General features: G+C 35.4%; 16 protein-coding genes. 4 read left to right on the top strand and 12 right to left on the bottom strand.

Annotation, left to right across the window (positions count from 1 at the left end):
• Positions 1–339: 339 nt before the first annotated feature.
• The 4 genes from AAGD90_RS06580 to AAGD90_RS06565 all read right to left on the bottom strand — a co-directional run bounded on the left by AAGD90_RS06580 (position 340) and on the right by AAGD90_RS06565 (position 2,327).
• Entirely contained in the window at positions 340–726 is a 387-nt protein-coding gene (locus AAGD90_RS06580; RefSeq protein ID WP_015589263.1) for a cytochrome c-type biogenesis protein CcmH, read from the bottom strand.
• Positions 710–1,750 carry a hypothetical protein gene (locus AAGD90_RS06575; protein ID WP_341821880.1) on the bottom strand — a complete coding sequence of 347 codons (1,041 nt, stop codon included), beginning with the start codon at positions 1,748–1,750 and terminating at the stop codon, positions 710–712. The genes AAGD90_RS06580 and AAGD90_RS06575 overlap by 17 nt, the downstream gene beginning before the upstream one ends.
• Positions 1,743–2,108, bottom strand: a complete 366-nt coding sequence (locus AAGD90_RS06570; protein ID WP_341821879.1) for a ferredoxin family 2Fe-2S iron-sulfur cluster binding protein — start codon at positions 2,106–2,108, stop codon at positions 1,743–1,745. The genes AAGD90_RS06575 and AAGD90_RS06570 overlap by 8 nt, the downstream gene beginning before the upstream one ends.
• A gap of 96 nt (positions 2,109–2,204) precedes the next feature.
• Complete coding sequence (locus AAGD90_RS06565; protein ID WP_007549233.1) at positions 2,205–2,327, bottom strand: hypothetical protein; 123 nt, start codon at positions 2,325–2,327, stop codon at positions 2,205–2,207.
• Positions 2,328–3,101: 774 nt separating this feature from the next.
• On the opposite strand from AAGD90_RS06565, the gene AAGD90_RS06560 reads away from it, so the two are divergent.
• The 4 genes from AAGD90_RS06560 to AAGD90_RS06545 all read left to right on the top strand — a co-directional run bounded on the left by AAGD90_RS06560 (position 3,102) and on the right by AAGD90_RS06545 (position 6,611).
• The gene (locus tag AAGD90_RS06560; protein ID WP_341821878.1) at positions 3,102–4,655 is read left to right on the top strand and encodes a UDP-N-acetylmuramoyl-L-alanine--D-glutamate ligase; all 1,554 of its coding nucleotides are present in this window, start codon (positions 3,102–3,104) and stop codon (positions 4,653–4,655) included.
• Positions 4,656–4,661: 6 nt separating this feature from the next.
• Positions 4,662–5,252: a COQ9 family protein gene (locus AAGD90_RS06555; protein ID WP_264373704.1), complete on the top strand. Its 591-nt coding sequence runs from the start codon at positions 4,662–4,664 to the stop codon at positions 5,250–5,252.
• A gap of 223 nt (positions 5,253–5,475) precedes the next feature.
• Positions 5,476–6,335, top strand: a protein-coding gene (locus AAGD90_RS06550; protein WP_156518142.1) for an IS630 family transposase whose coding sequence is annotated in 2 segments (ribosomal slippage) — positions 5,476–5,800 and positions 5,800–6,335 — 861 coding nt in all. Because the reading frame shifts where the segments join, the coding sequence is not laid out codon by codon here.
• 15 nt (positions 6,336–6,350) lie between these two features.
• On the top strand, positions 6,351–6,611 hold the full coding sequence (locus AAGD90_RS06545) for a hypothetical protein (protein ID WP_341821877.1): 261 nt from the start codon (positions 6,351–6,353) through the stop codon (positions 6,609–6,611).
• On the opposite strand, the gene rsmD is transcribed toward AAGD90_RS06545, so the two are convergent.
• The 8 genes from rsmD to AAGD90_RS06505 form a co-directional block, all read right to left on the bottom strand.
• Positions 6,569–7,117, bottom strand: coding sequence for a 16S rRNA (guanine(966)-N(2))-methyltransferase RsmD (rsmD, locus tag AAGD90_RS06540; protein ID WP_182319544.1), 549 nt, complete (start codon positions 7,115–7,117; stop codon positions 6,569–6,571). The two genes, AAGD90_RS06545 and rsmD, sit on opposite strands and share 43 nt — an antisense overlap.
• Before the next feature lie 122 nt (positions 7,118–7,239).
• Complete coding sequence (locus tag AAGD90_RS06535; RefSeq protein WP_010082417.1) at positions 7,240–7,872, bottom strand: hypothetical protein; 633 nt, start codon at positions 7,870–7,872, stop codon at positions 7,240–7,242.
• Complete coding sequence (locus AAGD90_RS06530; RefSeq protein WP_341821876.1) at positions 7,862–11,590, bottom strand: type IV secretion system protein; 3,729 nt, start codon at positions 11,588–11,590, stop codon at positions 7,862–7,864. Before AAGD90_RS06530 ends, AAGD90_RS06535 begins: the two co-directional genes overlap by 11 nt.
• Before the next feature lie 89 nt (positions 11,591–11,679).
• Positions 11,680–14,658 (bottom strand): type IV secretion system protein, encoded by a 2,979-nt coding sequence (locus tag AAGD90_RS06525; RefSeq protein ID WP_341821875.1) that lies wholly within the window; start codon positions 14,656–14,658, stop codon positions 11,680–11,682.
• The gene (locus AAGD90_RS06520; RefSeq protein WP_341821873.1) at positions 14,655–17,042 is read right to left on the bottom strand and encodes a type IV secretion system protein; all 2,388 of its coding nucleotides are present in this window, start codon (positions 17,040–17,042) and stop codon (positions 14,655–14,657) included. Before AAGD90_RS06520 ends, AAGD90_RS06525 begins: the two co-directional genes overlap by 4 nt.
• 9 nt (positions 17,043–17,051) lie before the next feature.
• The gene (locus AAGD90_RS06515; RefSeq protein WP_341821872.1) at positions 17,052–19,616 is read right to left on the bottom strand and encodes a type IV secretion system protein; all 2,565 of its coding nucleotides are present in this window, start codon (positions 19,614–19,616) and stop codon (positions 17,052–17,054) included.
• On the bottom strand, positions 19,609–22,014 hold the full coding sequence (locus AAGD90_RS06510; protein ID WP_010962886.1) for a VirB4 family type IV secretion/conjugal transfer ATPase: 2,406 nt from the start codon (positions 22,012–22,014) through the stop codon (positions 19,609–19,611). Before AAGD90_RS06510 ends, AAGD90_RS06515 begins: the two co-directional genes overlap by 8 nt.
• 9 nt (positions 22,015–22,023) lie before the next feature.
• Positions 22,024–22,320: a type IV secretion system protein VirB3 gene (locus AAGD90_RS06505; protein ID WP_341821871.1), complete on the bottom strand. Its 297-nt coding sequence runs from the start codon at positions 22,318–22,320 to the stop codon at positions 22,024–22,026.
• Positions 22,321–22,403 lie beyond the last annotated feature (83 nt).

Here is a 22,403-nt window from a genome sequence, read left to right as displayed (position 1 = left end):
TGGTTGATAAAACAGAATTTTATTATCAATAAACATCAAAAGAGCATAGGACAATAATTTTATTGAAAATAAAGATAGCAATGCCGATGGAAGGGACAAGCAAGAACTTAGTTAGACTTCGTGGTAAACATGTTGCCGTCCACTTCCGCCTAACAAGTATGATGCGGCTTGACAAATTTATTGTCATCTCAGACCGCGGAGAGAACCATATGCTACTTTTAACTTATGTAAAATTACCAAGGATTATGGAGAAGATATGCTGTTTTGATTTGTGTGAAAATTATTGTTGACTTATGTGCAATTAGAGAACCTAAGTCACTTTAGCTATATATAAAAGGTTTAAGTGGTTGTATTGATGTATCTTTGTATTAAAAAACACCCAATAAGCAGAGTTGTAAGTGGAATAAACCACAAAATGTAAGTGCTAGATTTTATAGGTGGTACGATTATAATTGAATTGCCGTAAGAATTTTTTAACTCTGAGATTATCTCTTCATCTGTGTATCCATCATTGATTTTTTTACGAATTGCTTCTCGCATATCATACGCGATCTGAGATCCAGATTCAGACAATGATTCGCCAGAACATATTGGACACCTTATTATTTCAAATAAACTTGTTGCTCGTTTTTCCATGCTTTTATCTCTGAGTTTATTATCCAGAGTAAAAGCGTTTACGCCTGAGTGGAATATCAATATGAAAAGTAAACTAACTACTGCTCTCATCCTTGATTAATTGGGTTATTTTACTGAGCTGGTTCATAAAATCAGTGGTGGATAACTTTCCAATAAAGCTTGACCCTACATCATCATCGTACTTTATTGAAAATTGAATGCCATCATCAGTTGTTTTTTCTGATAAGGAAGACATTAATTTTTTAAACGCATCTGAAGTTTTTGAGTCACCAATCATAAACGAGATTAATTCTTTATAATTTGATATAGCCACGTTGATTTTGTCTTTAAATGAAGACGTAACCAAATTATAATTTCGCACTCCACCATCTGCAGCAAGAGAAAAATTATTACTTTGAATTAAAAATTTCTCTATGTTGAAATTAATTCTGGAAGCTGAGATGTGGTTTACAAATTCGTAATCAAATTTAGTGTCGATACTAAGGTAACTTTCAGGACTTGCAGTATTTTTATACCGATAAGTATAAAAATCAAATCCTAGTTTAGTATTTCCACTTGGTTCTTTATCGAGGTGAAATTGAATGTAATTGCTTTTATCATTCACTTCAGTTATAACACTTTGCTGATTTTCTAAAACATCACATTTTAATCCATAATCTTCGTAACGAAGTGTATCTATATAGTCTATCACGGTACTATTTTTGTTGAATCGCAATGAAGATGGTAAATCGTTTAGTCTAACAACAAAGTGGCTGCTATCGTTTGTGTGGCATTTTATATTCTTTTTCTCATCATCATGAACAGCAATGTTGACTTCATTGCTTGGTATGTAGATATATACTGATTTATCAAACAATCTATTTTTTATCAATAAAGCATCAGATGAGATGGTTAATTGCTCATTGGAAAATTTTGGGTTTGTCACACGAAAAATTAGGTTAGAAGGAAATCCACTAAAATCATGTGAAATATCAAATTTTTCGTCGTTAATGTATAGTATTGTTTCAGCTAAAAGATTTTTTACCTTACATGCAGAAAAATACCAAAAACCACTATACGCTACAGGAATAAACAAAAGTAAAGAGATGATAATATAGATAAAAATCTTACGCATGATTCCCCTGTTTATCTAATGATATGTTTCTTGTACCCCTTGGTATGGTTACACACAAGCCGTCGATATCTTTTGTGATTTTTATTTGGCATCCAAGCCTCGACGTCTCTGTTAAGCCGAAAGCTAGGTCTAACATATCATTTTCCTCATCAGATATAGGGTTATGTATTTCTACAGCATTATAAAACTTTGGATCAACAATAATTACATGGCATGTAGAGCAAGCAAGAGAACCTTCACATGCACCTTCAAGCAGATCTGGATCACTTCTGTGGGCTAAATTGAGCAGAGTTTCTCCCTCTGCAGCTTCATAGCTTTTCTTACTCCCATCAGGTAAAATAAAAGTAACAGATGGCATATTATTCCTATTAAAATCCTTACTAATTTCTTTATATCCTACAGGTAATAACTAATATTTGCAAACTCTTTACAATTCCAGTACCTATATTTCTTGTTATCCAAGTAGCTCTTTGTTGTCATCCGAGTAGCTGACACTGGTTCCTTTATGACGGCAGTGCCCTCTTCTTGTCATCCCAGTGCCCTGATTACTTGGATCCAGAAAAAAGAATGGTGTCATGCAAGTAGCCTCCTTCTCCTGTCATCCGAGTAGCTGACACTGGGATGACACCCCACTTAACCGTCATACTGCCGCGGTATCTCTTAGCCGCTAACAAGCAGCGGGATAACGAGCTTATCGTCACGCCGTCGCGAACCGTCATACCGCCGCGAACCGTCATACCGCGATTCATTCGCGGTATCTCAGCCGCTAACAAGAGATCCCGCTAACAAGCAGCGGGATGACGATTGTCGTTTAGCCATAAATATTAAGAAATTTACCAAATGAAAAAAAGGCAAAAGAAGCCCCGTGGTTATTATCTGCTTTAAAATATTGGCGTTTTTTATGTTTTAAACGCTTGACAAGCGAAATTCAGCTGCTTTTAATTGCAACTAACCTACGCTGCAAATGTTTAAGAAATTTACCAAGCAGAAAAAAAGACAAAGAATCCCCGAGTTAGCTAGTCTTTTACTATCTCTGTCGAGTATTGGCATTTTTTGATGTCTTGTAACGCTTTATAAGCGCGTTCAGCTTATTTAGATAAAAATCTAGATGTAGATGAAGTTTTGTAAAGACATACAGTATCTATATACTGCAAAAAATTGAACATAAGACGCCGATACATTAAGTAATCCTTACCTTTTAATCTGCAGATTGGCGAAAGCAAATACAATAGCCTCAGTTTCATGATAAGGGGACTGGCAGAGGGTGTCAAGTAAGTTTTTTCGTTTCTATTGAATGACAGTTGTAACCTACGAAAGAAGTCTGTTGTAATTTGTACGATATCTTTATAAAATGGTTCGCATAAGTTATCTAGCAGTGCAACTAAACAAATACAAAAATCAAAACGTTGCGGTTTTTGGTCTTGGTAAAACTGGTTTATCCGCCATTAACGCTCTAACAAAGAGTGGTGCAAGAATATATGCATGGGATGATCATGAAGAGCAAATAGCAAATGCAAAAATGATGTATAAAAAATGTAATTTTATTCATCCCAAGGAATACAATTGGCATGAGATCAGTGCATTGGTTTTAAGCCCTGGAGTGCCAACAGAGCCACATTGGATAGTAAAACTTGCAAGGAGATTTGATTGCAAAATAAAATCAGACATTGAGCTATTTCTTGAAGCTAAAACTACGAACCAGAAGGTAATAGGCGTCACAGGAACAAATGGTAAATCAACCACTACATCACTAATAGGGCACATATTAAAATCTACAGGGAAAAAAGTAGCTATTGGTGGAAATTTAGGCGTTCCTGTTTTGGATCTAGAAAGAGATGCAGAAATTTATGTAATCGAACTCTCCTCTTTTCAATTGGAGTTGATGAATGAAATTAACGTGGACATTTCAGCACTGCTCAATATTACACCAGATCACATAGATAGGCATGGAAGTATGGAGAACTACATAGCAACTAAATTAAAACTGATAAACGGTAGTGAGGTTGCCGTAATAGGATGTGACAATGAGATTACTGCTGATATATTCAACAAATTCACTGGAGACAAAATTCCAATCTCAGTAACATATTCCCCGATGTCATTCCAGCGCGTGACGCTGGAATCCAGAAAAGAAAAACCATTGCCAACTACTCAGATGACAGAGGGTGGTGCAAGAGATCTAATATCATTGGCAGGTAACAATTTGCTTGATTATAGTGAACAGATTACTGGTATAGATCGAAATTATCTGGATCCCAGTGTCAGCTACTTGGATGACAAAAGGGGCACTGGGATCCAGAAGATCTCGTTAAAACTAGAGAATCATAGCTTATCAGTAAGCGACGTGAAAATAAACCTAATATCCAACGCAGAAAACATAGCAGCCACATATGCCGTATGTAAGGTACTTGGAGTAGATAGCAACACTATTATCAATGGAATCAAGTCCTTTTCAGGACTGAGGCATAGGAATGAACTGCTTGGCAAAATAAGAAATGTGTTTTTCGTGAACGATAGCAAAGCAACTAATGCAAAATCGAGCGAAAAGGCGATCTTATCTTATGAAAACATAAATTGGATCGCTGGTGGAAGAAGCAAAAAAGGTGGAATAGAATTATTAAGCAAGCATTTTACAAGGGTTAGAAAAGCTTTTCTTATTGGAGAATCAACCGAAGCTTTTGCAAATGTTATGGAGAATAAAGTAGATTATGTTAAATGTTGCAATCTAGAAGATGCATTCAGATTGGCTTTTGAAGAGGCCTTAAATAGCGCAGAAGAAGTAACAATATTACTTTCTCCCGCGTGTGCTTCTTTTGATCAATGGAAAAATTTCGAGGAACGTGGTGAAGCATTTTGTAGAATGTTTGAAAATCTCAGGTACAATCACACATGCTGTTTAGTATGATGTTGCGTGGAACAAAAGTTAATAATAGATAAGCTAATTAGGGTTATTCCATTTGAAGGGATAAGCGATGAAACCCTATTAAAGGTGTGCACTGACCTTAATCTAGCTAATAGCTTTTGCAAATTTCAGAATGGAATATATAGCGCTTTGGAGCACATAGCAGAGGACTTAAATAGCTCAATGGAAGCTGAATTAAGAAATTCTAATTTAGAAGATATGAAAGTGCGAGAGCGAGTAAAGTTAGCTATTCAAATACACCTTTCAAACTATGCTAAGCTACCGAATTATAGAGAACTTTTAAAAAATGTTTTATCATTCTCCGTATCACCAAAAAATACATATTTTTCTAGTAAACTTTTATACAGAACTATTAGTGCGATTTGGTATGGCATTCATGACCAATCAACAGATTTTAACTACTATACAAAAAGAGCAATATTAGCTGGAGTGTACTTAAGTACGATACTTTTTTTTATCAATGATTATTCAGAAGATTTTGTGGATACTTTATCGTTTCTTGATAACCGTATCAACAATGTCATGACATTTCAAAAATTCAAAACTCGCTTAAAAGGAATCATAGAAAATTTCTTATAAGCTATTGATTGTTGGTAGAAAAGTACTTGAGCACGATCCTGAAAAGGTTTGTGAAAATAAAAATATTCATGCTGATCATAAAGAACATTTAGAGGTTGTCCGGAAACTAGTAAATTCAAGCATATTCCCTCTTTAACATAACCCTACTCATAGCTAGGTATAGCTCTTTCCACAGAAGTCCGGATATGATAAGATTAAGGATAGATGGCGATAAGGAGGTTGGATGCCGGCAGCATATAGTTATGATTTAAGAAAAAAAGCAATGGAAGCACTAGACGAAGGGGAAAGCAGAGAAGCAGTGGCAGCAAGATTTAAAATTGGACGAACTACTTTGTGGGAGTGGCAGCAAAGAAAAAAAGAAACAGGCGACTTTCAGTCAAAAAAACTCGGTAATGGAGGTTACAATCAGAAAATTATCGACTGGAATAAGTTTATCGAATTTGCTAAAAAACACGGTAGAAAAACTCTGTCGGAAATGGCTAAACTTTGGGGCAACGTTAGTATCCAAACGATCCACCGAGCTCTCAGAAAAATTGGATTTACGCGCAAAAAAAGACATATGGATACAAGGAAAGGAACGAAGAAAAACGTGCTGAATTCTTAAAAATTATAGCAACAAAAGAACCAGAAAACTTAGTGTATATAGATGAGTCTGGGATTGATAACACGGAGGACTATCCATATGGGTATTGCCAGAAAGGACAGCGATTTTATGCCCTAAAATCTGGAAAAAAAACTCAACGAATCAGCATGGTTGCAGCCTTAAGTAGAAGAAAGATAGTTGCTCCATTAACATTTGAAGGCCACTGTAATATGGATATTTTTAATGGATGGTTTGAGCAATTTTTGGCACCGATCTTAGAACCTGGACAAACTGTCATTCTTGATAATGCTACTTTTCATAAGTCTGATAAGCTTATCAAGCTCGCTAAAGGAGTCGGTGCAGAAATTTTGTATCTGCCGCCTTATTCTCCAGATTTTAACAAAATTGAGCATCATTGGTTTGCTATAAAAAACAGAGCCAGGAAAAACATTCCTCTATTCGAATCCTTTCGTCGTGCTGTTGATTCTGCCTTCCTATGACCTATTCGGACTATTATGAGAAATGCTATAGTTTATCGTGAGGATAATAATGGTACAACAAAATACACCAGTTACGAAGAAAAAGAAAATAAATTTATTGAAGAAGCACATGAATATTTAATAGACTCTGAATTTAATAAAAATTTTGATCTAGGGCAGTACAGAATAAGTAATTTCTCCGGAAACTTGACGAAAATAGAACTGGAACTCATCAATGAAAAGTATATGCAAGTTCAAGTTAATAGAGAAAGAAAAATTATTCTCGCTATACCGTAGGTGCGTTCCAAGATTATACTGAAGTTTTTATTGCACTCAAAATCTTCGTTTTTCCTAATCTCTAGAATTATCAATGCATCATCACTTAACCAGCCTGAGTGAGCTAGTCCATTCAACGTTGATTCAACTAGATTGCTATTGTAAGGTGGGTCTATAAAAACTACATCGCACTTTGAAATAGGTTGTGGCAATTTGTTAGCACTACAACAAATTAGCGTGACATTGTTCGTAATTCCAAAATCTTCTGCTGTTTTTTTAGGCAGTTGCAAATTGTAATAATCTGAATCCACCATGAATGCATGTTTAGCGCCGCGAGAAAGCGCTTCAAATGAAAAAGAACCACTACCACAGAATAAATCAAGTACATTCAAGTTATAAATAGGTTTTCTTGAGGAAAGCATATTAAATATTGCTTCTCGGACAATACTCATAGTTGGCCGTGCAGCTAAATGCTTACCTGTAGTTATTTTTCTTCCGCGATATTTGCCTGCAATGATGCGTAGCATATTAAATAAGCTCCAAAATAATTAATTATTTATACTATATGATTAATGTCAATATGGCTTTAGCAGTTTAATAGAGAGAAGCTATCGAGTCGCTTGTAAGAAAAACACAAACACAAGACTCATCAGTTATCTTTTTCTGATTTGCCTGCTGCATTAATTGCTTGACCAATCTCATCTTGTAAATCATCATGATCATTTTTTTCATCATGATTTAGCCCTTCAATTCTGCTTTCTAACTCTAACTTAATTATAGTATTGATTTTATCTATATTATCAAGAAAGCCTCTACATTCTTCTTCACTATACTCTTCACCAGATGCTTTTTTTTCAATAAATAGGTTTTTAAATCCTGCTAGATCAGAATTCTGATCGGTATTTAGTACAACATTTCTCTCTATGAAGCTAAGATCTGACAGCAGTAAGCTAACCTCTAACAGATCTTCACTTTTCACGCTTTTAAGGTCTTCAAGACTTTCTAAAATACTAAACACCTTAATCCTTTCTTGTACAATCTCTTTGTCTTCCTTATCAAATTCAGACAATAAACTATGATTATCTACAAATTTCTCACTCAAAGCTTTATTCAATTTAGCAAAATTGACATCCTTGTCAAGTGATGTGTTATCCCGCAACAAGTCTACCCTTGCCCTACGCGCATTTAAAATGTCGTCGTAGTCATTTAACTTTATGTTGCCATCTTTGTCTTGCTGCAATTTATAATAATCAAGGCCTTTGAAATTTTTATTAGTCTTCATCTTCAATCCTCTTCTCATCTCCTTTTGCATCTGGTTTCCTCATTGGTTCCGGTAATTTCCTTTTACTGTCTTCTCGATTTCTTTTTTCCTCTCTTTCAGCACGTTTTTTTATAGCTTCCTGGGTATTCATTTCAAAAAGTGCCTTAACGTACTCTTCTGGATTTTTTGGTTCTTTAAATAAAGGCTTAAGATTATAAACTTCGTCTTTTCGATCTCTTTCTTCTTTTCTTCTAGCTCTTTCAGCACGTTTTTCTACAGCTTCTGGAGTGTTCATTTCAAAAAGTGGTGAGAGGTTGTAAACTTTATCTTGATTTCTTCTGCCTTCTCTTTCAGCACGTTTTTCCATACCTTCAAAAGCAGATCCAAAATCATCAATTTCATCTGAACCTTTTGGTTCCGTGCCTAAATTTCGTGTCACTTCATTTGATTGATCAGGCTTATCTTCTTCTGTTGGCTGATCATGCTGTAGTTGATTAGGCTTGTCTTCTTGTTCTGTGCTTAGTTCTCGTACTACCTTATCTGGCTGACCTCCCCCTCGTAGTCGAAGAGGGTCGCCTTCTTCTAGTGGCTGATCATGGTTATCTCTTACTAGTTCCGTGCCTAACTCTCGTTCTACCTTATTTGATTGATCAGGATTGTCTTTTTCTGGTTCTCTCTTACGGCCGATAGTGTAATCATGAAGCTTCTCTAAGAAATCTCGCCTATATTCTTTTGCTCTATAGAGTAGGTTATGATCGTAGCCATGCTTTCCTATAGAGTCAAGACCATGCTCCCAAGTAAACTTCATAGCATCTTCTATTGTATAGCCCAAATGTGATCCTACGTATCCTTTATAATAATCTAAATATTTACCGATCCTTCTGTGTGTAATATCTTCCTTATCAACTCCAAATGCCCTGTAAATTTTTTCCTCGAGCTTATCAACATCATTTTCAGGCGATGTTGCAAACTTCGTTGCTTCAATAGTAGCACCTACAAATTTACGTGGCACATCAATAGCGTATTTCAGCACTCCTCCAACTCTTGGTACTCTCCCCAGCAGATTAGCTGCACCTCCGGCTAATCTATCCGGTAAATGAGTAGCCCAACTGCCTAAAGACTCAAGTCCTCTACCAGCAAAATTTTGCCACTGCTGTTTGAATCCTTCCATTATGCCAGTCAAAGGCGATGCCTGATACATACTAGATATATTGTAAACGCTGAATCCACCACCAGCGATACTTGAGCCCATTTGTTGTACGAACGTGCGTAAGGAGAACATTAAAAATGAAAGCAAGAATAGTATAAAGATTTCCCCTGCATTGATTAAATAACCTCTCTGTATGTCTTGCACCCTTTGGTAATCGCTATTTTCTTGATAATTTTTGCAATCCTCACAATCTTTACATTTCTGACAGTATTCACTGTCGGGATCCTTATATAAATCATGAAGTTTCAGTATTCTACAACCTTGTTTTTCTACCGCACTCCGCACTAAAGATCTTATTTCATTAATTATTTCCCTATAACTATTGCATTTATTTATATCTTGACAGTAGCGTTTTATTATTTCACTAACATCACCTATCCTTTTCTCTATATTGTTGATCAGTAATATAATGTCAGCCCTCTCTGATGCATGAGATAAACTATTTGTTAAGCGCACTAGATCTTTTTCACTACAGCCATTACTAACTACCATATCACTTTCTGCAATATAGTGGTCTGCTGGATTATCTTTAGTTCCAGGAATTGGATTAAAGAAAGGATAATCTATATAACGAAACCCTTTTATATGTTCACCATTTTTATCTTTAGGGTAATCTGGTGGAAGCGGGATATATCCAGCACCACCAGTAAATTTTATTGTACCACCTTCTCTGCTTATCTTTTCTATACCTTCTATACTTTTATCTATGTTAAGAGAAGAAGCTTCTCCAAGAGTGTAAGGTACAAAAATTTGCCCTGGGGTCCAACCAAAGTACTGCTTATCAACGATACAAAAACCGCCAAACACCCATTTTGGAGCACATAACTTTACCTCGAACCATTTATTGTAGCATACAGTAAAACCTAGTTGTCTATAAAAGGTGTTCATTATCATTGAAGCCAACAATGACAAGAGAGTAAATATCATAATCGATTGTAAACAAAAACTGATGCAGAATTTTATCCAACCTTCAAATAGACTTTTCAGCGGTGAAAATAAAATAGAAATTAGAAACAGTGGCATGATAGCTATAAGAAAAGCTATACCCATAAAGCCAGAGAGAAATATTATGTAAGCATACAAGCACAACAAGAAGTATAGTACAATCCCTATGAAAATTGCCGGTATCATAAGAAGGCTTGCCCACATTTGGTAATGTAAAAACGCTGCAAACTTTTTCCAAACAGAATAAGCAAAAAATTTATTGAACATGTCCTCCATGAAGCTAAACAACTTAGCTTCATCTCCTTGAGCAATACTTCCGGTGTTCATGTTGGGAGCAAAGTTAGTAATTACACTTATCAATTGTTCAAGACCTTTAACGAATAAAACAAGAAAATGATCATAGAAAAATCTAAAACTTCCAGGAGATATAAGCACTATTACTAGAGTGATTTTCATCATTCTGATGAGCATATCATGCTTAGTTTCTCGTATCATGCCAAAAAGATAAAGAAGCGATGAAATCATTACAAATAGAACAAGCAAGGAAAGAACAAAATTGTGAAAGCTCGTACTTTTTTCAGCTATATTTTCGAACATAGCTTGTGCAACTGCAGGATCATTGCTATTAAAATGTTCTTTGCAATTTTCGTTAATCAATAATACACATTTTAGATAGTTATAAATGTAATCAAAAAACCCAAAACTACTTGGCTGCTGCACTCCACTTAAGAACTCAAAAGAGTAGCCACCTACATTATCTAAGTAATATCTATCTAATATTTTTACATATATTTTCCATCCCTTTTTTAACTTCAACTCATTACAATTTCTGTCCTTTAATTTAGTGTTATCTCTGTCTAAAGTAAAAAATCCATTGTCGCCCTCTGCTGTGGAGTTATAACCTAGATGTACAGTAGGATATTGAGGATCGCGCATTAACTTTAGATTTTCGTTAGGATCATCTTTCCCCGTTTGAAACAAAAGATAAGCACCATGACCATTGGTAAACCAACATGGAGCACCACGTGATACTGTATTTGCGCTATCATCTTCATTAATGCACTTGCAATTTACAGTGCAACTTGTATCAGACTTACTTGAAAATTTTTGTATGCTAGGTTTATAATCATTACAAACTAAGTGAAAATTAGGTAAACTATTATCACTTTGTTTACCTTCAAATTTAGTTGCATATTTTAACTGCTCCAAGCTTTGTAAGGTATAACTGCCTTTTTTAGATTCCTTCTTGTTATTATTACTCCAAGATGTCCATGCACCATTAACTCGCACTTTTAAACTATCTCCATTGGTTTCGAGTCCGGTATCCTCCCACTTCACCACTTGGTTATGGTGAAAACCATAATTAATTTCGCCAGTTTCAGGATCAATAACTTCTCCATCTCCTGGAATAAACGCATCGTGGTCGCTTGAAAAATGAGCGCTTACTGCAATAGGTTTAGGACCAAAATAGTCAGCAGATATACACCTTGGAAAAGGCATATCGTTTTTACTACAACCTGTGATCAGCACATAAGCTGCAAGAAGTAATACCCTAAACCAACATTTGCCTAAACGTGATTGCATATCTAAACTTTTTCCAAATACAGAATAAATTTCTAAAACTTTACTTAAAATATCTTTTTAATTAGTTACTCCATAATATCATTTATATCTTACTCCTCTCCATTTTCTTCCTTGTTTTTAGCTTTAGCACTAGGATCACTTCTTATTGTTTCATCAGAATTTTTTTGCTGATCTGATTGTTTTAATGTTTTAGGTCTATCACTCGTTGTTTTATCAGAACTTCCTTTAGAATCTTCTTTTTTGTCTGGTTGCTTTGGTGTGTTAGGTAATTTAGCCTCAATTTTTCCCCGATCTTCACTCATTTTCTGCTTGATACTCTGTATCATACTTTGGGTCTTATCATCAAGGCCAACGGTTGACAGCATAGCTTGCGATGCGCTCTTAGCAACTGTACCAACACCGCCAGTAACTCCATAACCAGAGCTAAATAGTGTTTGTACCATAGTTTCCGATATAGAAACAAAAGCTTCCATTGCACCGGCAATAATGAGGTATATAAACGCCTGGATTAGGTCTATAGGTAATGCTGCAAAGTGTCCACCAGCCCTTTCTCCGGTACTGAGTGCAACATCAACGCTAGTGCCAGGACTGTATCCAAGAGGCAGTATTGATTTCATCAAGCACAGATCATACGATAAGAAATTTACGCTAATTAAACATTGATAGCATGCAGAAAAATTTGTGAGGTTATATAAAACTGAATACATCAACTGATTTAAAAGAGATAAAAATGAAAATAAAATGACTGGTTCTAATGAAACATGAGCCAACGTTTTTATCCAATTATCAAACAAGGGTTTAGTCTTTTGAAATAGAATAAATACGATAAATAAAGGTGTTAATGACAGTAAAAACGCCACTAGAACAGTAGATATTACATATTTAAACGTAGCGCTAATAATGCATTTTAAGAACATAAAAGTAGCATAGAGTATTGCCAAAAATGCAATAAAGCCAAAAGGACCAGAGAGCATCAACGATAAAAACTTTAGCCAAGTTTCTGTTGTGAATAATACTCCTGCTGTCAAGTCTAAGAATGCAAATTTTCTCCCCCCTTCCCCTATATAGCCAGAAAAGCTATCAACTAAATAAGTGCTACCATCTACAAAAAGTCTGGATAAAGTTGTACCAAAGAGTTCCCAGCTTCTATCGCTAAAGGCAAAAGCTATAAATGCTATCTTGAACATCCTTACAATGAAATCAAATTTACTTAGCTGTATTGTTCCAAGCATATAGCCAATGACAGTAAATATAACGTATAGAGTAAGTAAAGCTCTTACCCCCTGAAGAAGACCTCTTGCATATCCTTTGTATGAATCTTTAACGCTGTCCCCAATTACTTCTTCTTTTATAAATTTAAATACCCCGTTTACATTCGATGAAATAAAATCATTAATTTTTCTTTTGACAAATAAAGTTACACTATACTTATTGTTTTCGTAATATTTGCCATTTTTGTCCGTAATGTCATCTTTCTCTACGTTGCTTACATTGATGCCGAAATATATCTTCTTAGGTTTGCATTCATCTGTTATAGGTTTTTTGTCTTTGCATTCATCTGTTAAAAGACCTCCATCTATTATATAATATACCTTATCCTTTGTTTTATCTAAGTGCTCTACTTTTTTGAAATCATTAGTCTTTGGAGCAGATGGATCCCCTGGCGGGTTATCACCCAAATACACATACAGTTTTTCACCATTGATATATTCACACGATCTAGTCACTTTAACATAGTACCCGCCCCTATTAGCTCCATAGTCACCATAATCTGCTATAGCAAGCATCACACTACTACCATATTTTACATTGTCATTTACTGCATAGTCACTATTTAATTTCAGAGAAAAATCCTCGAAATTGTCACTAATTTGCGAACACACATTATCCTTTCTTGCACCTACTTCATTATCTGGAAGACATTGCATACCTTTATCAGTATCTTGATCACCAAGATCACCAATTTTTGCAACAAGAGCCTCAGCCCAAGATTTATCATCTTCAGTAAAACTACCTGCTTTAACATTCCCTTCCATTTTTTCTAGATAAGAATACATATCACATTTATTTCCTTTATCGTACTTCTTATACCTTATAGAGGAGACACAGTTCCGTTCTCCTGCTCGACCTGAATCATAGCTCCATATACCTTTTCTAGTATAGCATATATTCTGATAGTAACAATTAAGCTCATAAGAACTGTACTTTTTTTTCTCATCCAAACTACAGTTTTTTCCATCACATAACTCATTCAATCCTATTTTAGCTCGGCGTAAATCGAACAGCGAGCCATGTATCCATGGTTCGTTGTTTTTAACATAACCTTTATTAAAATGTACCTTATTATCATATGGAGTGTACCCATTGCCAACTAGCACTTTGCTTTCCTTTGCTTTTGTTTTATCAAGAGGTAAAAATTTTATTTTATTTCTCTTTCCATCCTTGCCCTCACAAAAAAATTCCTCTCCCTCTTGCTTGCTAACATTCAATATTTCACTTGCTGACACTTTTTCACCTCCTTCTTCAGCTCTATAACAATTGTCATCAAAGCTGATACCTTTCCCTCCTGGATTGTCATAATCAATTGTTATTTTTCTGGGAACTAAGCTAAAGCTTAACTTATCACCAGGATTTACTTTAATTCCAGTGTCTACATAACGTCTATTGCTGCCAAATCCTTTACCACCGCACAATTCGTTTTTATTTACGCCTTTTTCATCAACGCCATAATTATTAGGCACATCGTTAATATTTGCAGCTTTACTATAATTTGGTTCTGAGCCATCAGCACAAAAGCTAGCTGGCACAAGTACTTTCCTTGGATTTTTGTCTTCTTTAAAAGGGCAAAAATTTACTGATCCATCGAGGGTGAATTTGATTTCCTCACCCTTACTAATTACTTGACCAGAATCAACCCAATGAATTTTAACTTCTTCACCAGCTTTATGAACTGGAACATCCACGTTAACACTAGTGTTTCTGCTCTGCAACCCAGGTTCGACACAATCCATGTTACAACCAGTGATTGCAAGACACAGTATCAACAATAGTGATCTTTTACTTATCATTGCTGTCTTCCTGGTGGTGGTATCTGAGGCGTTGACCTTTGAGTCCCTTGTGGTATTTGAGGTCTTGACGTACCTGACTGTTGAGAAGCACCTCCTCTTTCCCTTCTTTGAACGCTTTGTTCATCTAACCCTACTGTTCCCATTAAGCTTTGTTGATACTGTCTTCCAGGTTCGCTTGCTACATAAGCACCAAACAACGAGTCAGATATTGTCGAAGAAGCTTCAACTAAAGCTTTCATAGCGTGTCCCAAAATAACAAAAGCCATCATAGCGGTAATATTAGGTGTATATTTGGAAGCATAACCATAAAAAATACAAGGGTTAAAAATCTTTAAGTTAATATTAAGTATACATGTAGAGCAGACCTCAAAATCAAATACTGAATACACAATATAATCCATAACCTGGCTTATCAGTGATATAAAAATTAAAAGCACTACTGGATGAATCGCAAATCTTGCTAAATTTTTAACCCAGTTGTGAAACATCTGCCTAGTATACGCAAATAAAAGACAAATAATAAAAATAGGTGCTAAAGAAAGCAATAACGCAACTATTGCTATAGATGTAATAAAAGAAAATAAGGCATTAAAAATAGATAAGCTCACTGTGATTAAACCCCAAATCACCAAGCAAAAAGATACAATGCCCAAAGGGCCAGAAAATATAAGAGATACTATTAACAATACTGAATGCGATGACAAGAACCTATTGAGCGGCAAATCAAGAAACTCAAAAACATTTGAAGTAGTGCCTCTAAAATTTGCTATTTCTATTAGTTGTTTTGGAGTGTTAATAAATATAGAGAATGCGTTGTTATAAAAAAAGTCCCAGCTATTATCCTGCAATAGCTGGGCGATGATTCCTATCTTTACGCATATAATTAAAAACTCATATATAGAAATATGAGTTAATCCAAAAAAGTAATAAAGAGTATATAAGATTATATATAGTACTAATAGTGATATTATAGTAGATCTAATGGTATTTGTTCTGCTTGATTTTATAAAACTTTCGTAAAGAGACTTTACAGGACTAGTATCAGAGTGAATTGCGTTAGGGTCTTTATAATTAGAGCCGAAAAATGCAGTTTTCACTTTTTCATCAAAGAAATTATATATTGCACTAAAAGTTTTTGTAGGTGGCTCTTTAGTTGTTAGGTTAATACTAAATTGACCTTCATTTTTGTAATCGCAGCCATGGTCTCTTATTCCGTAATATATGGTGCCTGTTTTGTCTTTTAATTTTCCTTTCAAGTTTTCCATGTCATGAACTTTGCTGATATCTACAGATATATCCGCTTGATTTTCACCAGGCTTATGCTCAGGGAATTTATCGGAAACACTTATATACAAGCTATTTTCCAGACTATGGTTCTTCGTTACTCTTATGTTGAACCCGCCTTTGTCATTTGTATTGTAGCAGCTCTTGTCATTTCTGCTACATAGACTAAAAGTTAAACTTGGTATTTGATGGTCATTCTCCATCTTATGATCACAACTAGTACATAAACCACCACCTGGAATGTGTTCAAGAGTTTCATTATCCATACCAACTTTTAGAAATGTAATGTCAGTTTTTACCTGTTTTCCCTTTAATACGTTACTAATAATTTCAGCAACAACAGATTCACCACTAGAATTTAAAGCATTGAATAGCTCAATTTCTATATTATTATATTCAATATACACGCAATCCTCGCCTCTACGACCAGAAGAAAATTTACATATACGTCTACAGAGTGAATTTAAAATGTGCGTATCTATCTTACTTGCACTGCTCTCTGAAAGCTTACTGCAATCTATATTCTCTCCTTGTTTTATAGAGTTAATAATATTTTCAATTTCCTTTTTTCTTTCATCTTGATCTAACTTCGAAAACCAGTACTCTCTTCCACTCAACCATTGCGCATCGCCTATTATATATTTATTAGGACATATCCCATCCTTGCCACCTTGGCATTTCTCTTGATTTAAAACATGTGCAAAATGTTCCGTTTCTTGCTCGCTACACTTTTCGTCGATTTTCAAATACCTGATTTTTGTCTCACTCTCTTTATCTTTACACACTTTACTTCCAATCACACTAAAGCTTATCGTATCGCCTTTTTTAAGTGCAAATGGTAATGCAACGTCATTTCTCCCAGGCCCAATTGCAAAATCTGCATACTGCTTAGGACAAAAATCAACCTTACTAGGCACTATATCAATCTCTGTTACTCTTATTCTATCTGAGATATTAACACCAGAATCAACCCATTTCTGCTCTGTTGACACTATATCTAGTTTTTCACGCAAACCTGATAAATTTTCTGGCTTAATACAGTGATGTTCCCCGCAGCCTGACAGAAAAAAAAACGGTATTATCAGCAAAAATTTTAGCATAAATCCAACTCATTCAGTGCTTTTGTTAACACTCTCGGAGCTACTAGAACCAGAACCTCGAGATTTACTCTTGTCTCCACCACTCAACTTCTTAGCAGCAGCACCAGCAACTCCAGCAACACCCCCAGCAGCAGCTTTGGCAGCAGATAAAGCTTTGCCCACCATTTGTCCAGGTGTCTGACCTGAGCCAAGTGCTGCTCTATGGTTACCAGCAAGTTCAGCAGCCATGCCAGGAAGAATGTTTAAAAAGTGGTAAAAGAGGAATAATACTAAACACAATTTTAATAATTCTCCGATGAGAGAGCTGCCAAACTCCATGTATGTAAAGTCGAATAGACCAAGTATGCTGCTCTTTTTAAAGCTATAATTTTGCATCATACATGCAAGAGTAGTTTCATTTTTATCACATTCCCCATCTTTCAATTTAAACCACTGTTTTTTCTTACTATATGAGATTTCTGCTTGTTTCTTTTCATATGACTTGTCCGGTTGTTCATTTTTATATGACTCGTCCAGTTCAAAATTTAAATTTTTAAAATAGATTTTATCACATGCTATGAACATAAAGGACAAAAACGCAAAAAGGATAACCGGGTATAAGCTATAGGTAATCAACTCTTTCACCCAGCCTTCAAAATATCCTTTGGTGTGTTGGAATAAAACCATAGGAATGAACAAAGGTGATAAAATGATGATTACACTTAAAGCAACTAGAGATAAAATAAATACATAGCACAGCCACAAAATAACCATCATCATCAGAACGGCCATAAATATACAGACAAGAGCTACTAAAATTTGTCCACCAGCAAAAATAATACCGATTACCGAACCTGCAACTAATAAGACAGGAGCAGCACCAAGGAAGACTGCTAACGTTGCAACACCTCCAGTACCAATTTTGCCACCAATTCCATCTAAAGGGGCACCTAAATAAAATAAAATTCTACAATCAAGCCTATCCCAAGGTGCAAGATAACTGTAAGATACCCTCTTTCCTGCACGAGTATATTCATAATCTGTACCTGCTTTATAATTACATATGCCTTTACTTTCAGATGATGCTTTTAGCACTATCTCTGACAAACCATTTGAGAGACGAGTTAATTCTCCATAATAATGAGACATGGTACTGCCTGTTGTGAAGTAAATCACTAAAGCGAATTTTATGATCAACATATACATTTCTTGAGGCCTCTGAACTCCACCAGACATGGCTTTTATAGAGAACAGTATTAAAGCTAAAACTAAAACAGCAGTTACAGTGTTTTTCAGCCTTTTCTGTGCTACAGATATAAAACTCTCACCATTTGGTGCACCTTTACCTGCAACTAAATTATCTAACGATTCCTTAATGCATTGCACTATCATAGAAGTTACGGGAATAGGAGCTAATGATTTACTCCCTGCCTGGTTATAACAAGCTTCAGAAACATACGAGCTAAAACAGCCAGCATTATCATAACCTACAAAAATTTTCCCCCCTTGTCCGTTGAGTCTTTTTTCTTTAGATCTGATAATAGTTTTATAGTCATCATTATTACCAATAGGAACTTTTTCCTCTCCTGTACCATCTTTATTTTTGAATATCATCACAGATTTTTCACACATAGGAGCAAGTGGGTCAGGTGGCAATTCCGTGCACCCCATATCAACCCCTTGCGGCCAAGGAGTCATTTCGATACCAAGCATGCTAACACTGGCTAACTCCACACATAATCTGCCCGTTTTTCTCACTGCTTTGAATGTAGCTCCATGTATGGGTTCGCTCTGTCCTGCTTTGAGAACTCTACATTCCAGACCACCATCAACCTTCGAGGACCATGACCCATCTACGTATCCAGTGTCTTTCTCCCTGACATCAAAGTCTATGTATCCAGGTTTTCCTCTGGAATTAAAGTCTACCTTATTAAAAAGATTACCAAAAGTTAAAGGGTTTCGATGACATACTTCTATATATTCACTGTATTGCACACCATTTTTTGGCCAGTAATAACTCTCTGTACTCTCCTGAACGTTAGAATTTAAGGCTTCTTTTTCTGCTCTTTTCCCGTCATAATCTTTTTTGTTCACGTCTTCCCGAGCTTTATTTTGCAAACAAGAAAAATATTCCTCTTCTGTTTGGTAATTTTCATTGGTGCAGCCACTATAACCTGTGTCTTCTAATTTAAAATTTTTGTATTTTCCATCATGATCACGTGCAACTGGGTGTTTAACAAAACTATGTTCACAAACAACAAGCCCTCCTATCGCTTTCCAGACTCCAACAATTGCAGCTATCATTCCAACAATAACAAGAGCGGTAAACAAACCAGCAGAAGAAACGATCAAAACAATGCCAGTAAATATTGCGCCAACAGCAATCGCTATTCCAGCAAGTGCTGCAGCTGTTTTAAACGCTCCACAATCAGGATTAGAGGCACGACTAAAACTGCCAGTGGAATTAAATCTGCTAACAAATTCTGTCTTGTCAGTACCACTTACTCCATCTGCAAGCACTGGATATGAGAGTAAAAAGTCTATATTTAGTAAAAATATCGCAATTAATAGCAATGACAGCTTAGTCTTAAACATTTTTTACCTTCTGATAAAATATAGGCAACCATACTTTTGGGTTGTCCCCAACTTCATTTAATATATCGTGTAACAATAGAACACTTTCTGCACGTCCGGATAATACGTTGATTATATCATCCAGGCCTTTTAAGTCTATTCTAGCTACTACAGCATTGACTCCTTGTTTCACCAAAAAGAATCTAGTACTCGGATCTGTGTGCTTAATTAATATATATTCACGTTCAGTTAACATAAAAACATCCCGATAGACACTAGTAGCTTTCAGATTTGGTAAAAAAATCTGTGTCGCTGTTTGTTGTACAAGCGTATCGCTAATAGTACTTTTACTTGCATCCTCAACACTCTGAGTAGCAAAAATCACAAAAGCATTTAGTTTTCTCAGTACCTTCAACCAGTCTTTTATCTTGGGTGCAAAAACTGGATTATCTATTAACGCCCATGCCTCATCAAGAACGATAATAGATGGAGTGCCATCAAGAGATATACTAATCCTATGAAATAAATAAATCAAGACCGGTCCAAGAGCAACAGGATCTTTGAGCAAGCTAGCCATCTCAAAACCAAATACTCTTGCTCGTGAAAAATCTAGCAAATCTTCTTTATTGTCAAATATTGCAGCATGAGAACCATTATCATGCCACATAGATATTGCCCCAGCTAGAGTATCAGGACCTGCAAGCCCTAAAAACGGTACGAGGTTTCTCAAGAATCTGTCTTCTTTTCTTAATTTAAAATTTCCTTCAATTGCATCATTAATTCGTGCAATATCTTCTGAAGTAAATTTATCATTATATACCGAAATTAAAGACTTTATCCACTCCATTAAAAATGTTCTATTATCAGAGGTATCATCAAGTTGTAAAGGATTAAAATTTGTTTTAGTTCTTGGTTCTATTACAGTATAGATACCACTAAGTGCTCTTAAGAAAATCTCTGCACCGCGATCTTTATCAAAAAAGAATATCCTTGGAGAAAACTTCATCGCTTGGGCACACAGGAAATTCATTAAAACAGTTTTACCAGCACCAGTTGGGCCAATTATCATAGTGTGTCCAACATCCCTTATATGAAAGTTGAAAAAAAATGGAGTACCAGATGTCGTGTCAAAAACTGTAACGGCATCTCCCCAGTGGTTATTGAATTTATTACCAGTAGGATAATTATGTTGAGATGCAAATCCAGCCAAATTAAGACTACTTATTGTAGCTTTTCTCACTATATAATCGAAATTACCAGGAATTTGCGCCCAAAATGCTGGTTCAAGGTTAACTCTCTCACGTATAGGGTAAACACCGCAATTAGAAAGCTCTGATTCTACCAACGACAGAGCGTTATCCAATGATTTAGGACTTTTTTCTATACATAAAATAGTCAGGTGATGTTGACCAAACGCAATCTTACCACTCATTGCATCATCAAGCGCTTGAGAAATTTCTGCTATTTGAGAAATAGCTTTATCTGCAGACTGTATCATTCGATTTTGCTGTATCTGCATTTTTCCAATCGCCATTTGCCTGTTTATAAATTGAAAAGATTGCGTAATTATAAACTCGTAAGGAAGTTGTAAAAACGAATCAAGCATTCCTGCAGAAGTATGATTTCCATATTCTTTGATACTAATTATTCCAGCATATTTACTCTCATTATGAGTCACAACCTGTATCATCTTACGGCCAAAGAATAACCTATGTACTGGTAAGTACCTTGATATTTCAGTTCTTAGCGGAAAAAGCGTATTTGTAACGAAGCCACAATTTACGATTCTAGATAGAAACTCCATTATTTCGCAGAACAAACCATCTGGAGTTTCTTTTACTCCAAGAATTTTAGGCGAATAATTTCTAAGGCTTGTCACTACACGATTTGTCGTTTCCTCTAAATCTTCATACGTGGCACGTATATCACTTTCCCAAGCATGTTTTGAAGTTACATGTCCGAATTTTTTTAGTAGATGTGACAAAAATTCTACTCCTTTTGTGTCCGCTCTACGGATAATCGTAATGTATAGGTCATTAATAAATGATTGCCTTGTTGCGTGTTTTTCTCTCCATTTTAGATTTACGTGATTAGCGAAAAAATTCGGCAAACCTTGACTTGCAAATTCATCAGAAAAAATATTTTTCTTACGTCTGATAGTATGAAAATACAAACTAAATGCCGGAGATGAAATGCTTCTTAGCATCTGATTCCTGATGTTGTTCTGTATGACTAAATCCTCGTCATCGGCAGTTTCAAATGCAAAACCACTTAATTTTATAACCTTAACCAACCAATTTTCTTTTGTCATCAAGGTTGTGCTATTCCAATAGCAAGAATAAGGAATAAATTCAGCAGCGTGAACTTCCCTGTTCAGAGTAGATTTATTCTTTGATTGAATAGCCCTAAACCTCAGCATCACACAACGTTAAGCAATATCATAAGAATTGGCTCCATGGTAAAAACGATTTAAACATTTCGAGCACTTTACCAATTTTACCATAAATAATTCAATAAACAACGGTTCTTTTGCAGAAGCTATATAACCAAGTCCATGTATACCTGGTAACATTAAGAGAATCACTCTTAAATCATTTGAATTAATGAAAATTAGCATGCAAATCAGGACGTTTAATATTGCAAACATATAACTCACACCAAAGAGCATTGCAGGTCTTGTAAGACCTTTAAATAATTGATCTGTTTGTATACTACCTGTGGACATATCTTTAACCTTCTAATAATAGCTCTAACACTAATACTATATCAGTATATTAAAAATCCATTGAAACTAGTAGCACTTTAAGT

Source organism: Wolbachia endosymbiont (group A) of Ischnus inquisitorius (genome assembly GCF_964026985.1).
Classification (GTDB): domain Bacteria; phylum Pseudomonadota; class Alphaproteobacteria; order Rickettsiales; family Anaplasmataceae; genus Wolbachia; species Wolbachia pipientis.
The sequence above is the reverse complement of the archived record's forward strand: the minus strand, read 5'-3'. Positions and strand labels throughout refer to the sequence as shown.